The organism is Nostoc sp. (assembly GCF_036917095.1).
Classification (GTDB): Bacteria; Cyanobacteriota; Cyanobacteriia; order Cyanobacteriales; family Nostocaceae; genus Nostoc.
In genome coordinates this window covers 85,398-101,750 of sequence record NZ_JBALFH010000032.1, presented here as the reverse complement: position 1 = coordinate 101,750, position 16,353 = coordinate 85,398, and the positions used below count along the sequence as shown (strand labels likewise).

Sequence of the window (16,353 nt, the reverse complement as noted above, 5' to 3'; positions counted from 1 at the left end):
TAGTCATTGGTCATTGGTCATTAGTAAATAGTTAAGAGTAAATATTGGTTGACTCAAGACAAAGGACAAATGACAAATGACAAAAAAACCATTAAGTTGCATCTACCTTGAAAGCATTTAATACCTTTGATGCCGAACTGCGGCGCAACCTGCTAATTTTATTTACGGCAGGTTTATTATTCTGGTCGAGCATGTCTTCGCTCTTACCAACCCTACCGCTTTACATCGATGATGCGGGCGCTAACAAGCAAGAAATTGGGATTGTGATGGGCAGTTTCGCTATTGGTTTATTGCTATCTCGCCCGACGCTGGGACGGTTAGCCGATGAACGCGATCGCAAAATTGTCTTGTTGATTGGGACGATAGTAGCTGCGATCGCACCTTTTGGTTACTTGGCAACCCAATCAATTGGGCTATTAATTCTAGTGCGGATTTTTCACGGCATTAGTGTTGCTGCTTTTACCACTGGCTACAGTGCCTTAATCGCAGATTTAGCTCCCACGGAAACTCGTGGCGAAATCATTGGTTACATGACCCTAGCAACTCCCCTTGGTTTAGCAATTGGCCCTGCCTTGGGAGCATATTTAGAAGCTACAAGTGGTTACGGGATCTTATTTCTGTTATCCGCCGAATTGGGTTTTGTCGCTTTCTTGGGGATTGTACAAGTGGTGAATCCGCCAGTGCAGACACAGGAGCAAACTCAGGGAAACGATGTCTACGACGGGCTACGCCTACGCAACTTCTGGCAAATTTTAAATAGTCCACGGGTGAGAGTTCCAACAATAGTTATGTTGCTGGTTGGTTTGTCTGTGGGTGCTGTACATACCTTTGTGTCGTTGTTCCTCGAATCCACTGCCGTAGACTTCAATGGCGGACTGTTTTTTACAGCTGCGGCAATTTCTAGTTTTAGTATCAGGGTGTTTGCTGGTAAGGCAAGCGATCGCTTTGGTCGCGGTTTGTTTATCACCTTTGGGATTTTTTGCTACGTTTTAGCGTTAATACTGCTGTGGCAGGCTTACAGCCCGCTCGTTTTCTTACTGGCTGCGATCGCTGAAGGTGCTGGTGGTGGTACACTAATCTCGATGACGATCGTGATGATGGCAGACCGCTCGCTGCCGCAAGAACGGGGGCAAATTTTTGGTATATGCATAGCTGGACTTGACATGGGAATTGCGATCGCTGCTCCTATTCTGGGTATCATCGCCGAACTTGTAGGCTACCGCAATATGTTTGGCTACGGGGCTGCGATCGCTTCTGTTGCACTTGTCATCTTCCTCACGCAGTCGAGCAAAGACCTACCCAACTCCCTACGCTTTGCACTAGGTCTCGCTCCAGATGCCTATGCCTTGAACAACTTAAAAGTTAGGAGTGAGGAACTTTAATTCCTCACTCCTAATTTTCAACTTTAACCTTTAAAAACGGGCGAGGAGGGATTCGAACCCCCGACACCGTGGTCCGTAGCCACGTGCTCTAGTCCACTGAGCTACACGCCCTCACCGACAATCTATATTAACACGTTCTAACTAAATGACGCAAGATAATTTTCCATCTAATTTTGCCAACTTAACCCATCTAGATCGCCAAGGACAGGCGCAGATGGTGGATGTGTCTGAAAAAGCACCCACCATCCGCCAAGCAGTAGCCGCGGCCAATGTGCGGATGTTGCCAGCCACCTTCGCTGCGATTCAAGCTGGAAATGTGCCAAAAGGAGATGTGTTGGCAACTGCAAGATTGGCTGGGATTATGGCAGCCAAGCAAACAGCCACTTTAATTCCTCTGTGTCATCCCTTGCCTTTGCAAAAAATTGCAGTCGAGATTGTACCCGATCCGCAACTACCTGGTTATCAAATTCAAGCCACAGTCAAAACCAAAGCTGAAACTGGTGTAGAGATGGAAGCTTTAACTGCCGTTTCTGTGGCTGCCCTGACTTTATACGATATGGCAAAAGCTTTAGAAAAGTCGATTCAAATTGAATCAATTCGTTTAATAAGTAAGAGTGGCGGTAAATCAGGAGATTATTCAGAGCCAGAGCAATAAGCTACTGGATGTCACCTGTATTGACCTATAGCTTTGTTGAGATCGGTTGGGCTTTTAAACTCTCTCTCAACGGAAATCGGCGACAATCTCATCCCAAAAAGAGGGGTGAGAGGAATAGCTGCCCGCCGATTTAGTCATTTGTTCTTGGTTATTGGTACTAACAAAGGACTTCGATTTTCCCACGGCTTTTTATAAAAACGATAGCGGAGCGTTAAAGAGTCTACGAGTATCGCGATCGCGGGAGCGTGTCGGAAAGACTCGCGATGTTTTCTACTGGGCTGACAAAAGTCTATTTATAAAGATTTTAGCCTGCCAATGCTGCTCCCCGTTATGAGGTATGACCGACTAGTCACCCTTTTGACATAACCTCGCAATACCTCTGTCATTTAGATAGGTTTTACTAAACCTTACGTGGATGTCAATATAAGTAATTTTCATGAATGAAAACTCCATAGGCTGGCTCAGTATGCTGGTACGGCTCATACAGAGCCTCATCCATTTTTCACCTTGCCAAAATATGCCTTTGTAAGGAGTGATAAATGCTATCCAGGTTTTCGCGTGTTTTCAACGATAGTTCCAGAAACGTTAGACGTAAAGTTATCAACATTTATGCATTCCTGATTAGCGCGAATATTCTGGTCTGGGTAGTTGCCCTGATTGCATTCCATCGCTACCCCCTTCTGCTTGGCACTGCCGTCTTAGCTTATAGCTTTGGTCTACGCCATGCTGTAGATGCCGATCACATCGCCGCGATTGACAATGTTACCCGTAAATTGATGCAGGAGAACAAACGACCTGTTGCTGTTGGGTTCTTTTTCTCTCTAGGTCATTCCACCGTTGTAATTGTAGCCTCAGTTGCGATCGCCTTAACCACTACAACCATCCATAACGACTTTCCCAGTTTTGAAAAGGTTGGGGGACTAATTAGCAGTACCGTTTCTGCACTTTTCCTACTAGCAATTGCAGCGATCAATATGGTGGTGTTGTGGGATGTTTATAAAACCTTCCAAAGCGTTAAACGAGGAGGAATCTATGACGAGCAATCCTTAGATGAATTTTTGAACCAACGCGGGCTACTCGGCCGCATCTTCCGTCCTTTGTTTCGGTTGATAGATAGTAGCTGGAAAATGTTTCCTTTAGGTTTCCTTTTCGGTTTAGGCTTCGACACGGCAACAGAGGTAGCACTGCTGGGGATTTCTGCAAATCAAGCAGCTAAAGGTCTGCCTATCTGGTCGATCCTATTATTTCCCGCTTTATTCACCGCAGGTATGTCCTTGATTGACACCACTGACGGCATTTTAATGCTTGGTGCTTATGGCTGGGCTTACGTCAAACCAATCCGCAAGCTCTACTACAACATGACCATCACCCTTGTTTCTGTACTAGTTGCTGTGGTTATTGGTGGAATTGAGGCTCTGAACATTATTAACGATCGCTTACAACTGAAAAGTCCGTTTTGGGATTTCATTAGTCAACTAGGTAATAACTTTGGCACAATTGGTTATTTAATCATTGCTATCTTTGTATTCAGTTGGTTGCTTTCGACCATCATCTACAAAGTCAATAAGTATGATGAGTTAAAAGTCACTAGTGCTACAACCGTTAAACACAGAAAGAATAGGCATTAAGCCTATATGCGCGACATGTAATGCCCGAAAAACCTTAGAATGAGTAGGGTGTATTTAAATCTGTAACAAATATTTATGCCTCCTCGTTGGCCTCGCGAACCCGATCGCAAAGACCCAGATTACCGCAAGATAGATGACCGGATGAATTTTGCCATCCATGTGGCGATCGCTGCTTGTATTAATTCCGGGTTGTGGTTTTTCCACAACTTGAAAGGCACTACCTGGGAGTGGCTGCCGTGGTTAACTGTAAGTTGGATAGTATTAGTCTTGGCACATCTAATTTATATTGCTGCGATCGCTAACTATAGCGAAACTCCGACAAAATCCACCTGAAGATGGATTACTCATGCTGGGGCGATTGTAACCTGTGGTAGTAGGATTAGCCTGTTAATTGAGCGATAATGTAAAAAAGCCTGAGATTTCGCACTTTTTCTTAATGTAGGGTTATTTTTATGGCTAAGACTAACACCACAGAATTACTGGAAGCCCTAGCAGCTGAAATTGGCGAAAATGTTTATATAGACATTGCCAAATGGCATCTTTATTTATCTAATGCCAAACTGCATACCCTTGTTGCCGAACAGTTGTATCCCTTAATTACTTCCAAGGCTGTAAATGAAGATCAAGTTATAAAAGTCTTGGAATCAATTCCAGTAAAAATTGGCGGCGGCAAACGTGAACTTCCTTTAATCGATTTATTACCGTTGCAATGCCAGGTCACGTTAGTAGATATTTTGGAGAAATACCAACGCGAAATCTAATCGCCAAAACTAAGATTACTTGAATTAAACAATTATCTCGGTCAGCATTCATTAATTGTATTTGAGATGCTGAATTGGGTATTTGTTTGCTATGACAATTTTATATAAATAAAAACCACAGATACACACAGAGGAATTCCGTGCAACTTATGTGTCCATCAGTGGTAAAAAATTCCTTTAACAATTAAGGAATCTCAGCCTTATAAATCGGTTGAGATATGAGTGAGTTTATCTTGAGACTTACTTTCAACTTTCATGCAAACTTATTGAGGCAATTTTCATGCTTTTACAAGTCAAAGATAGCGGCGAATTGGTAAAAATTGTTGAAATTCAGGAATTAATTGACCCTAGTACTGATGTTGTTCAGGCAAAAGACCAAGAAGGTCAAGAAGAACAACAACCTGAAACTTTTAAAAAAGAAAATCTCGTTTTTCCTTCAGGTGAAGTTCTACCACGCTGTTGGTTAGATGCTGATTATAGACACGACAATGCTTAATTGATTTTAAAATCAGGTAATTGGTAATGGGAGTAAAGTATAATCTATTATCAATTTACCTAATAAAAGTAGGGGTGCACAGATAGATGTGCGCCCTTACTACTATGTACCAGTTGATGATACTTTTTGTTCTGCTACCGTCGCCGTTTCATTCTGCTGGAACTTCGGGAAAAATGCCTTAGCAATCCAGTCAGTCAAGATGTGAGACAGTAATCCTAAAGGCCCAGCAAACAAAGATAAAGCCAAAGAGTGGAATGTCCAAATACCTGTTTTCTGTCCTTCCCAATAAATCCACCGACCGACAAATAAATCCATTACTAGAAAATGAATCCAACCTGTTGCAGCAGCTGTTTCATCTGCAAAAAACCGCGCAATATCAGCTAATTGGGGATTCGATAAAGCTTGGGCATTTTCTGGCGTAATGCTGTTGATAAACAAATATAAATACGCTCCTGCTAACAGCACAAAGGGTAGATATGATGACATTATCTGCCGTGTGACTTTCCAGTTTGGCAATAAAATCATTAACGCCCAAAATGGTAAGACGAAAAGATTAGCAACGTTAAATAATTGAGAGATCGTCATGTTTTTGTAAAATGAATGAACTAGTTATTCATAAGTCGTAATTTTCAGATATACATCCCCGACTTATTTGAGAATTCGGGGATATAGGGATAAGCTAATCGTCATTCATTTTTCCAGAATGATTCGCTTGTAGTAAGGGCTTCAGCCCTACCTTCATGCAACTTAAATGCCGATTAGCTTATTTATAAAGCTACAAGTTGTGATTCAATTTCTGAGGACTTTAAATCACGACCGATGAAAACTAAGCGCGTTTGCCTGGCTTCTTCTGGTTTCCAGGGGCGATCGTAAAATTTATCAAATCGGGTTCCCACGCCCTGCATCACTAGGCGCATGGATTTATTTGGTACTGCTACAAAGCCTTTAATCCGGTAAATTTCTTGTTGTTGTGCTAATTTCTCTAACTGCTGTTGCAACTTTTCAGGGTCAAAGGTACGATCCAAAATTAAATTAGTTGAGGTAATTTCTTCGTCGTGATTGTGGTCTTCTTCGGTATCGTGATGACTAGGACGAGAATCTAAGTTGTCTTCGACTGCGGCTTGAAATCCTAATAATATAGATGCGTCTAGTTGAGAGCGATCGCTCTCGACAATCTTCACCACTCTGGGCAACTCTTGCTTAATTAATTCCTCAACTCTGGCTTTTGTCTCGGCATCTACCAAGTCGATTTTATTCAACACCACCAAGTCTGCACAAGCAAGTTGGTCTTCAAATAGTTCTTGCAATGGTGTTTCATGTTCTAGACTATCATCTGCTTGCCGCTGGGCTGCGATCGCCTCTGGATCGCTAGCAAATGTCCCCGCTGCTACCGCCGCACAATCTACCACGGTAATCACCGCATCCACAGTGGCGGCGTTGCGAATTTCTTGCCAGCGAAAAGCTTTCACCAGCGGTTTTGGTAAGGCTAAACCAGAGGTTTCAATTAAAATGCAGTCGATGCTATCCCGCCGCTTGATTAACTCTTGCATCATCGGGTAAAACTCTTCTTGCACGGTGCAGCATAAGCAGCCGTTAGTTAATTCAAAGATATTAGTGTCGCCCTCACCATCTTCCGGGCAAATTTGACAGGATTTTAACAATTCGCCATCAATACCGAGTTCGCCAAATTCATTGACTACAACGGCAATGCGGCGTCCTTGGTTGTTTTGTAGCAGGTGCCGAATTAGGCTGGTTTTTCCACTACCTAAGAAGCCTGTAATCACTGTGACAGGAATTTTTGTAGCCATATTTTTGCCTGATTTACTCAGTATGGTAAGTTTTACAGGTTACAAACTTAAATACTGAGATTAAGCTTGGTTTGAAGATTGACTTAGTTATTTTAAGCTAAAAGCCCAATATATTTATATTTATAAAAAATATAAATATAGGTTCTAAAGATTGGCATCAAGCCTGAATAAAGAAAGACATAACAAATATTTAGTTGAAGGCTTTATATTTTCTTAACTTTTCAATTTATTAATACTGCTAATATCCATTGAGACGCTCTTTTGTAGCTTTGTATGAACATTACCTGAACTAGCCGCTATGGACATTAGTATTACAGACGTTATTAAGAAACAGTTTTGTGCGGCTTAACTTTTGCGTGGGTTGGGATCTTAGTAGAAAACATGACTGAATAAATATATTTATTTTTCTGGCAGGTTTAAATTTTTTCTTAAATTCATAATTTCAAAATATAAATTTTCTAATTTTACAGGAAGCTTAGTATGTTTGATAGACTTTCTCGACGCCAATTTGTGAAAATCACAGGCGGTTTTGTAACTGGAGTAACAGCAGCAGGAAGCGCACCTTTAATTGAGATTCTTCGCGCAAATGCCGCGAATCAAGCAGGATATAAAGTAGTTGGTTATTTTGAAAACTGGTCTCAATATCGCTCAGGAGGCGGGAAGTTTTTGCCAGAACAGATTGATGCTTCCTTGTTCACACATATTAACTTTGCCTTTGGGATCTTTGGTTTTATCACAAAGAGCGTCAATCCCAGTAATCCCAGCCTGACTGGTAACTATACAATTGAACCGGTAGAGTGGAACGATCAAACAGTATTATATCCAGCCATCCAGAAATTAAAGCAAAAGAACCCTAATCTCAAAACCTTACTATCGATTGGTGGATGGAGCTTTAATGACCCTCAAGACCCAAATCAAATAGGCACTTATACTTCTAATCTTTTTAGCCAAATGGCAGCCACTTCAGCAGGGAGACAACAGTTTATCTCTTCTGCCATTCAGTATGCCAAAAAATATGGTTTTGATGGTATTGACCTTGACTGGGAATATCCTGGTTACAGTGGTAGAGGCGGGAAACCAGAAGATATACCAAACTTCCTTAAGCTAGTAGAGGAGTTTCGTAGCGCTATCTCAGGGAATAACTTACTTTTAACTATGGCTTCTCCTGCGATCGTTCCTTCAGGAGTACCAGCGCAATACCATTCCAACCCTCAGAGTTACTTTAAATGGCTTGCTGAGTGCGCCCAATACTTTGATTGGTTAAACGTCATGTCCTACGACTATCACGGTGCTTTTCCTAATGAGAAAGTCACAGGGATGAACGCACCGTTGCCAGAGGATTCCACTCTTGGCGGAAAATTCAGCGTTAAAAATACTGTTGAAGCTTACTTAAACGCTGAAATTCCTACTAGCAAAATTGTTCTAGGCTTGCCAAGTTACGGTCGGAGTTTCAATGTCTCTAGCCCTCTAAGCCTAGCTAGTAATGGCCCTGGAAAGTCTTATAGTAGCGCTGGCCCAGCCGGAGTAGCAACCGGGATTCCAGGAATCCTTGCTTATTACGAAATTGCTGACAGGATAGCAACTGGTGACTTAAAACGACAATGGGATCAATCAACTATGACTCCCTACGCTTACAAAAGTCAAAATGGCGAGTGGATTAGCTACGACGATGCCGAATCAATCGGTTATAAAACGAGTTATTTGATTGAGCAAGGATTAGCTGGTGCAATGTATTGGGCGATTGGGCTAGATAAATTTCAAGCTGGTTTCCCTTTAATAAAAACAACCAAATCTATTCTGGCTAACCCTTCATCAAGACCGAAGTTACCAGCAGCTTTAGTAAAAATTCCTAAAGGGCCTCACAGTTGGATGGATAAGCTATCAGATAGTAAGAAGATATCTAAAATTAATATTCCTGGCACACACGAAACCTGTGCCCTTTATGGAATTGGCGCTATCTGCCAAGATAGAACTCTGATAGAGCAATTAGAAGCTGGAATTCGGTTTATTGATATACGGTGTCGGCACTTTGACAATAATTTTGCAATACATCATGACAAGGTTTATCAAAATCTAAATTTTCATGAAGGTGTACGTGATGTATGCATAGAATTTTTAAAAGCTAATCCCAGTGAATTTATTGTTATGTTAATAAAACCTGAATATGAGGAGACAAATAATACACGCACATTTCAGGAAACTTTTGATTCGTATATAGAAGGTAATGAAGAGTTTTGGTATTTTGATGACAGGATTCCTACGGTTAAAGAGGTTCGGGGAAAAATAGTTTTGTTAAGCCGATTTGGAGGCAATAAAGGTATAGATGCCTTACCTTGGGCAGACAATGCAACTTTCGATATCGTCAAAAATGGAGGTACTTTGAAGATACAAGATGAATATAAATTTAATTTTTTTATTGATGATACCATTGGTGATAGTGTGCTTACTGGTATTGGTGATATACTTTCACCACAAAATATTGCTGTTGGAATTGGTTTAATGATTAGTAGTAAATGGGAAAAAATTACGAATTTACTTGATAGGTCAAAATCTGATGCCAGCGATAATTGGTATATTAATTATACGAGTGCATGGTCTATTAATGGTTTTTCTGGTGTTTTTGCAAACTCTATAAATCCTCAAGTATACGATTATTTAGGTGCTGAAAATTTCTCGAATAGGCTAGGCACATTTGCAATGGATTTTCCTGATAATAATATGATTAACAGGATTATCAGTCTTAATAAGTGATTGGTATTTAGAAGATGTTTTAAAAGTCCCCTTGTCGGTATAAATTCTAAATACCTCTAAATCACCCTTAAAAAGGGAGACTTTGATTCCAGTTCCCCCCTTTTTAAGGGGGGTTAGGGGGGATCAATAAGTGCCTAATAATTACAGCCAAACACTTTTAAAACAACTTCTTAGGAAAAGACTAACAAAGTAAAAAGGTTTTACTGCTGTCATAGCTTTTTACCAGCCATTGGCGAATTTAATAAGCTAATCGGCATTTAAGTTGCATAATCAGGGCGGGCTTTTCGGCCCACCCCACAAGATACAGCACTTTGCAAGTAAATGAAGTACACCCCTCCCTAACCCTCACCAATACATACGGGGAGGGTGCGCGAGTGCGCGGGTGGGGTATTTTTGTACCTCATAAACTTGAAATCTGCTGTATTGATAAAATTTTGATATGCAAATTAGATGTGTTTTAGCTTACCACACTACCAAATGGCAAAACTTTACATGATGCCTTAGCAGAGAGATTTCAATACGGTTCGGTTAAGAATATTTGTAGGTTGGGTTGAACGAACGCGAACAGCGTCTCGTAGGGAAGTGAAACCCAACAAACCCCACAAAATGTTGGGTTTCGTTCCTAAACCCAACCTACACATTTTTCTTTTTTGGGCTTAACCGAACCATATTAAGAGAGATTTTCTATGGTGAATCTGGTGATGGCTCAAAACAAGAGGCCGCAGCAGGTTTTCGGCAAGCGCTGCTAATAGATCCAGAAAACACTGATGCTCAAGACGCTCTCAATAATTTAATCGCTAACTAAACATAATTGAGGGGCAATCTCCCCATGCTTGCTTTCACGAATTAAAAGCAGTCACAGGGCTATTGCCCCTAAATATTTTGAGCGTTGTTCGCTCTTTCCCCAGAAACACCTATGAATTATCTTTCATCAGGCTATCTGGAATTATGACTCCACACACCATACTCCGCAATCTCAACAGAGTTACTCAGCAGGAACGAGTTCAGTACTGCCGCGTGTACGACGCCGTGTGAGGCTGTTGTACAGCATTACACCAATCGCCTTGATCAAATTGCCTTCCAATTCCTGGAACATCTTCATGTTCGTGCCAAAGGCGGCGTTAGCTTCATCAACGATGCGATCGGTTGTAGCATCGTCAAGCGGTAATTCATCCAAATTTTGCCGATATTGGGCTTTGAATGCCTTTTCATCAGGAATCTCTGGAAACTCATAAAAGGCTGTTCCTTGCCCATCAGACAAATTCATCGCTGTTACAGCAATGTTTTTGAGAATTTGTCCCCCGGATAAGTCACCCAAGTAACGAGTATATGAATGAGCGATTAACAGTTCCGGTTCTGTGGCAGATATTTCTCGGATGCGCTTTACATAAGCTTCACCTGCGGGAGATAGTTTGATTTGCTCTCTCCAGTTAGCACCAAAGTAATAACTTAGGTCTTGCTCTAAGGTATACTTGCGATTTAGCTGGGGAAAGTTAATTTTAGAAAGAATTGGGTGCTGGCTATGCTTTTCCATCTCCTCTTCCATCGCTGAGTAGACGAAGTAGAAGTTAGCAACTAGTTTCCGGTAAGAGTTTTTCTCGACTACTCCTCTTAAAAAGCACTTGACAAAACCTACATTTTCTGCCATTGTGTGGGCTTTCTTAGTGCCTACACGTAATTTGGTTGCTAAATTGCTGCTCATACTAAATTTCTCAACTTTAAAAAGTTAACTGCCGGAGTTTTGATTCACTAACGGCTAAAAAAGCCATTAAAAGGTTACCTTAAAACTATTTGATGAGAATTTATATTAAAATTTTTTAAGCTGCAAATATTTTGTAGTTTTTTACACATCAACAAGGCTAAGGCGATAGAACTTTACATTGCAGTGTGTTGATTTTTTGTTGTTATTAGCTGAATTTTGCTTTTATTCTCAGATTTTCTGAAAAACACTTGTGATGAAACGAGGGTAATATTTATTACAATCATCTCTTGGTTAATAGCATTGCAAAGTGTGAACTAAGACAGAAAAAATCAAGGCTAAAGTTAAGGGCATAAAAGGAATAATTAGCTAAGATGTGGAGACTTTACTGATAATGTAAAAACAAATGCTGACTTGATGAAAGATTTACAATTCAAGAGGCACAACTTAAGTAGTATTACCTAATGTAAGCCCGATCTAGAATGAATTTCTAAAGATAAAAAGCATGTCAAAATTGCTGAATAAAGTCTTAAATGTTATTTTTCAGTGTGATTGTGTGGAGTGTTTAAACATATGGTTTCATCTATAACTCGGACACCAGGCATTCCTGGCGGTTCTGCTTCTGAAGCTGATGGATTGGGTAAAGGGATTGAGAGCAGTTTTGCACTGAATTTAATCCCACTACCAGCAAATGCCTTATTTGGTACAGATGGGATTCGCGGACGAGTCGGAGAATTGTTGAGTGCGCCCCTAGCATTACAAGTTGGTTTTTGGACGGGGATTGTTTTACGTAATCATGCTACTCAAGTAGGGCCAGTCATTCTCGGACAGGACTCTAGAAACTCCAGCGATATGCTGGCAATGGCTTTGAGTGCAGGGTTAACAGCAGCAGGGTTAGAGGTTTGGTATTTGGGATTATGTCCCACTCCTTGCGTTGCCTATCTCACCAGCATCACTGATGCCATCGGCGGAGTGATGATTTCTGCTAGCCACAATCCCCCTGAGGACAACGGAATTAAGGTTTTTGGCGCGGATGGTGGGAAGTTACCGCAAATATTGCAAGCAGAAATAGAAGCCGGACTGCGTGGCAAAATATCACCGATCGCTAGAGTCAGTAATTGCGGACGGCATTACTCACGTTTCGAGTTAGTGGGGCATTATAGCGAGGCGTTGAAAAAACCCTTGAATGGTGCCCTAAATCTTCAGGGAATGAAGATTGTTTTAGACTTGGCGTGGGGAGCAGCAGTCGGGTTAGCACCATCAGTATTTACAGAAATGGGGGCAGAGGTAATTTGCTTGCATAACGAAGCAGATGGCGATCGCATTAATGTTAACTGCGGTTCCACCCACCTCGATATTCTTGCAGCCACTGTACAAGAACACAACGCCGACATTGGCTTTGCCTTCGATGGCGATGCCGATCGCGTCTTAGCAGTAGACAATACAGGAAGGCAAGTTAACGGCGATTACATTCTCTATCTGTGGGGACGGCACTTACAACAAAACCAACAATTGCCAGACAACCTGATTGTATCTACCGTCATGGCGAACTTAGGCTTTGAGAAAGCTTGGCAGCAAATTGGTGGTAACTTAATTCGCACCGCAGTCGGCGATCAATACGTGCAAGCCGAAATGTTGCGAACCGGGGGAATGCTGGGCGGCGAACAATCAGGACATATTCTTTGCCGTCATTATGCTGTTACAGGAGATGGCTTGTTAACAGCATTACATATAGCAGCTTTGGTGAGAGAGGCGGGTGTTCCCTTGAGTGAATTAGTAGATCGAAGCTTCCAAACCTATCCGCAACTGTTGCGGAACGTGCGAGTTGTCGATCGCGATCGCCGTTTGGGATGGCAAGATTGCCAACCTGTACAACAAGCGATCGCTCTTGCTGAAGCAGCAATGGGTGATTCCGGCAGAATATTGGTTCGCGCCTCTGGTACAGAACCAGTAATCAGAGTAATGGTAGAAGCAGCCAATGCCGAACTTACCAACTACTGGACAAATGAATTAGTTTCACAAGTCCAGCAACATTTGATGGACTAAGTTCGCTAATATCTTAACTTTAAAAAAACGCCAAGTTTTGTCACAGCTTCTGCAAATTAACCAGCCTTGGTTATCTGTAGAAGCCTGACTTTTCACGTCATGTGGAAAAGCCTACTAAAAACCTAACCCCCTTCCCGACGCGGGAAGGGGGAAAATTCAAAGTCTCTCTCCTTTTAGGAGAGAGATTTAGAGAGAGGTTTTCCAGATTTCGTCAAAAGTCAGGTAGAAGCTGTGACATTTGTATTTGTATCGATCGACGAAGAGGTAGGGGGAAATGACCCCATCAACAACTCCTGTCTTGTTAATTCATAGACCAATACAGTTCAGTTAAGCATTTCTCCTTTCTCTTTTTTCTCTCTTTTCTCTTCCTTCTCTGCGAGACGCTTCGCGAACGCGTCCTTCGCGGTAGCCTGCGGCAAGCCGCTCCGCGTCTACGTTAAAAATAACTTTGACAAAAAGTTTTAGCATTAACTGAACCGTATTGATTCATAGACTTGTTCTAATCCACCAGCCTATTTTCTCCAAATTAGGATCTATTTCCTGCCAAAAGCTTGCTGAAGAATCTACTTCTCTGGTTGCTGCAAATATTTGATATATACTGTCAAAGTTTTTTTGAATCAACTGCTTATCTAGTTTAGGAATATCTAATTTCAGATATTTCAGACGGTTGGGTAATTCTACTTTCTCTTTTGTCGGCAAGTGGGGAATCAGCTCGACTTGTTCTAGAATTTTGTCTATTGATATAATGACTTCTTTCAGATTTGGCTTTTTAGTTTGTAATTGTAAATCTTTTTCTTCAAAGGCTTCTTCTAGATCGCCTAACTTTACTATCACTATTTTGACAAAGAAAATATTGTAATCAATCTCGCTTACTTCACCCACTTGCTTGTGGTATTTTCCACTTTTATTTATAAATACTATGTCACCTTTCTCAATTTTTTCGTTCATAATTTTTACAGCCTTTGAATTAAATTACTAAATAATCTCCTCTACGGAAAATACTACTCTAAAGCCACAAACCCTCAGTCCACCGTCTGACTCATTCCAGCTACGACTGGCACTGCGACAAAGTTCTGCACTGAAACTCCAAGAACCACCGCGTAGCACCCGGCGATGAATATCACCGCCAACTTCCCAAGGTGTCCCATTTGAGGGTGCGCCGTTGTAATTGTTGTGCCACGTATCAGCACACCATTCCCAAACTAGCCCGTGCATATCGTACAATCCAAAAGCGTTGGCGACTTCAAAACTACCGACATTTGTTGTTTCTTTACGGAATTTGCTTTTCGGTTCGATAGTGCAGCTGACTAACTCAGAAGTAATTGTTTCGCCAAAGTGGAAGGACGTTGTAGTTCCAGCCCGACAAGCATATTCCCATTCAGCTTCACTTGGTAAACGATAGTCGCGTCCAGTTTTTTCTGATAGCCTGAGACAGAATTCTACAGCCTCATACCAAGATACATTTTCCACTGGTCTATCTAAACCTTTGAATTTCGATGGATGAGGATTTAAAGCTTGTTTGACTTTGGGTAAAGCTGCTACTACTCTCCACTGTGCTTGAGTTACCGGAAATTTCCCCATAAAAAATGGTTCAACGGTAACTTGATGTCGAGGACGTTCGTCAGCATCCCCTTCAAACTCTGGTGAACCCATCATGTAAGTACCACCAGGAATCGATACCATTTCTAATTTGACAGACTTACCCAATTCTTCGGCAAAGAAGTTTGCATTGCAACTCATGCGGTTTACTTCTCTACCACCTGTGTCTACTGTCACTACGTCAAATTCAAAGGTATCTAAAGAGTTTAATGGTACTATTACCTTTTGTGGTAGCGGCGGTAATATGGGTTGAGACATCGAAACAATTTTTAGAGCAACAGGTTCAATATTCAATGTTGCAAACTTTAAATCGTTGATAACTTCTACTGCTGTTTGATATCTTTCACTCGCTAGATGTTTTAGTAATTTATCTAGAATTTTCCCTAAGTCATCGCTGATAGTAATACCTCTTTGTTGTAACCGTTCGCGCCACAACCACTTAGCATTCATGGCATCATAAATAGGGTCATTAATCTGTCCAGAAGCATCCTGTGAAGGCAAACATTGAGTTAAAAGACGCACGCAAGTTACACCCAAAGCATACAAATCACTTCCGTGACAAGCAAATCCAGCCATTTGTTCTGTTGGGGCATAACCAAGGGTATAAATTACTGTAGCTTGTCTTCCTATACTGGTTTGTGTTACTTGTTTAGCACCGCCAAAATCAATTAAGACAGGTTTCTCATCACTTGCACGGCGAATAATATTTTCTGGTTTGATATCCCGATGAATAACATTATGGGTATGAATAAATTGCAGAACTGGCAATAAATCAGCTAAAAGTTCCCAAATTTGTTCTTCGCCATAGATTTGTTGCTGAACTTCTTGTAAGAGAGTTTTTCCTTGAATAAATTCTTGTACGAGATACAAGCTAGTACCTTGTTCAAAATAAGCGAGTAATCTGGGAATTTGGGTATGATTTTCTCCCAGTTCATACAATCGGAAAGCCTCTTCTTTGAAAAATTCTGCTGCTTTAGTGCGTTGTCCTGTTCCTTGAAATTGCGGGAAAAATTGCTTGATGACGCAAGGCGCATTTAGTCTGTCTACATCTTCTGTAGCATAGGTTCTGCTAAACCCGCCTTCGCCTAAGAGTCTCAATACGCGGTAACGGTTTCTTAGAAGTTTACCAAAGTTGCTTTGTCCGCAACTCACGCAAAATCTATTGCTATCAGAGTTGAATGGATTTGAGCAATTGGGATTTTGGCAGATTTGCATAATGAGGGGGAAATAGCATCTTCTCCAAAGTTAGCCCCAATATTATCTAATTGAAAACAGTTATGTAGAGAAGCGAACACGGAAATTTATTCATGTGTTTAAAACTATCTTTCACACGAGGGCAGAAGGATGAATAAATTATATTTATTTACTAATTTATACTAGGTCGTTATGCGAGCAGAAAGTATTGTAACGTTACCATGATATTTGGTACGTTACGGCAACCCTAATGCACTTTACATTTTAATATAGCTGTTCTTCAACATCCAAAAAAGTTCGCAAAGAACCAAACCAACCCTCATTTTGGTTTTCT

Annotated in this window: 13 protein-coding genes and 1 tRNA gene; 8 read left to right on the top strand and 6 right to left on the bottom strand. The window is 41.2% G+C overall.

Going from position 1 to position 16,353, the window contains the following annotated elements; translation table 11 throughout:
- Positions 1-107: 107 nt before the first annotated feature.
- Entirely contained in the window at positions 108-1,382 is a 1,275-nt protein-coding gene (locus tag V7L01_RS16365) for an MFS transporter (RefSeq protein ID WP_335036440.1), read from the top strand.
- Positions 1,383-1,419: 37 nt separating this feature from the next.
- Here V7L01_RS16365 and V7L01_RS16360 read toward each other — a convergent pair.
- Positions 1,420-1,493 (bottom strand) — tRNA-Arg (locus tag V7L01_RS16360).
- Positions 1,494-1,527: 34 nt separating this feature from the next.
- Here V7L01_RS16360 and moaC point away from each other — a divergent pair.
- The 5 genes from moaC (at position 1,528) to V7L01_RS16335 (ending at position 4,922) form a co-directional block, all read left to right on the top strand.
- Complete coding sequence (gene moaC / locus V7L01_RS16355; RefSeq protein ID WP_335036438.1) at positions 1,528-2,037, top strand: cyclic pyranopterin monophosphate synthase MoaC; 510 nt, start codon at positions 1,528-1,530, stop codon at positions 2,035-2,037.
- Positions 2,038-2,576: 539 nt separating this feature from the next.
- Positions 2,577-3,665: a HoxN/HupN/NixA family nickel/cobalt transporter gene (locus tag V7L01_RS16350; protein WP_335036437.1), complete on the top strand. Its 1,089-nt coding sequence runs from the start codon at positions 2,577-2,579 to the stop codon at positions 3,663-3,665.
- Between the two features lie 75 nt (positions 3,666-3,740).
- Positions 3,741-3,998 (top strand): hypothetical protein, encoded by a 258-nt coding sequence (locus V7L01_RS16345; protein WP_335036435.1) that lies wholly within the window; start codon positions 3,741-3,743, stop codon positions 3,996-3,998.
- A gap of 119 nt (positions 3,999-4,117) precedes the next feature.
- On the top strand, positions 4,118-4,426 hold the full coding sequence (locus V7L01_RS16340; protein ID WP_335036433.1) for a DUF3181 family protein: 309 nt from the start codon (positions 4,118-4,120) through the stop codon (positions 4,424-4,426).
- A 280-nt stretch (positions 4,427-4,706) separates the two neighbouring features.
- Positions 4,707-4,922, top strand: coding sequence for an acetyltransferase (locus V7L01_RS16335; RefSeq protein ID WP_335036431.1), 216 nt, complete (start codon positions 4,707-4,709; stop codon positions 4,920-4,922).
- Between the two features lie 102 nt (positions 4,923-5,024).
- Here V7L01_RS16335 and V7L01_RS16330 read toward each other — a convergent pair whose 3' ends face one another.
- Positions 5,025-5,507, bottom strand: a complete 483-nt coding sequence (locus V7L01_RS16330) for an ABA4-like family protein (protein WP_335036429.1) — start codon at positions 5,505-5,507, stop codon at positions 5,025-5,027.
- Positions 5,508-5,689: 182 nt separating this feature from the next.
- Complete coding sequence (gene cobW, locus V7L01_RS16325; RefSeq protein WP_335036427.1) at positions 5,690-6,730, bottom strand: cobalamin biosynthesis protein CobW; 1,041 nt, start codon at positions 6,728-6,730, stop codon at positions 5,690-5,692.
- A 480-nt stretch (positions 6,731-7,210) separates the two neighbouring features.
- Here cobW and V7L01_RS16320 point away from each other — a divergent pair, with 480 nt between their 5' ends.
- Positions 7,211-9,481 (top strand): phosphatidylinositol-specific phospholipase C domain-containing protein, encoded by a 2,271-nt coding sequence (locus tag V7L01_RS16320; RefSeq protein ID WP_335036424.1) that lies wholly within the window; start codon positions 7,211-7,213, stop codon positions 9,479-9,481.
- 985 nt (positions 9,482-10,466) lie between these two features.
- Here the strand turns inward: V7L01_RS16320 and V7L01_RS16315 are convergent.
- Positions 10,467-11,183, bottom strand: a complete 717-nt coding sequence (locus V7L01_RS16315) for a biliverdin-producing heme oxygenase (RefSeq protein ID WP_335036422.1) — start codon at positions 11,181-11,183, stop codon at positions 10,467-10,469.
- 570 nt (positions 11,184-11,753) lie between these two features.
- On the opposite strand from V7L01_RS16315, the gene glmM reads away from it, so the two are divergent.
- Positions 11,754-13,226: a phosphoglucosamine mutase gene (glmM, locus tag V7L01_RS16310; protein WP_335036421.1), complete on the top strand. Its 1,473-nt coding sequence runs from the start codon at positions 11,754-11,756 to the stop codon at positions 13,224-13,226.
- 486 nt (positions 13,227-13,712) lie between these two features.
- On the opposite strand, the gene V7L01_RS16305 is transcribed toward glmM, so the two are convergent.
- Positions 13,713-14,174, bottom strand: coding sequence for a hypothetical protein (locus tag V7L01_RS16305; protein WP_335036419.1), 462 nt, complete (start codon positions 14,172-14,174; stop codon positions 13,713-13,715).
- 27 nt (positions 14,175-14,201) lie between these two features.
- Positions 14,202-16,040, bottom strand: a complete 1,839-nt coding sequence (locus V7L01_RS16300; protein ID WP_335036417.1) for a bifunctional serine/threonine-protein kinase/formylglycine-generating enzyme family protein — start codon at positions 16,038-16,040, stop codon at positions 14,202-14,204.
- Between the last annotated feature and the right edge of the window lie 313 nt (positions 16,041-16,353).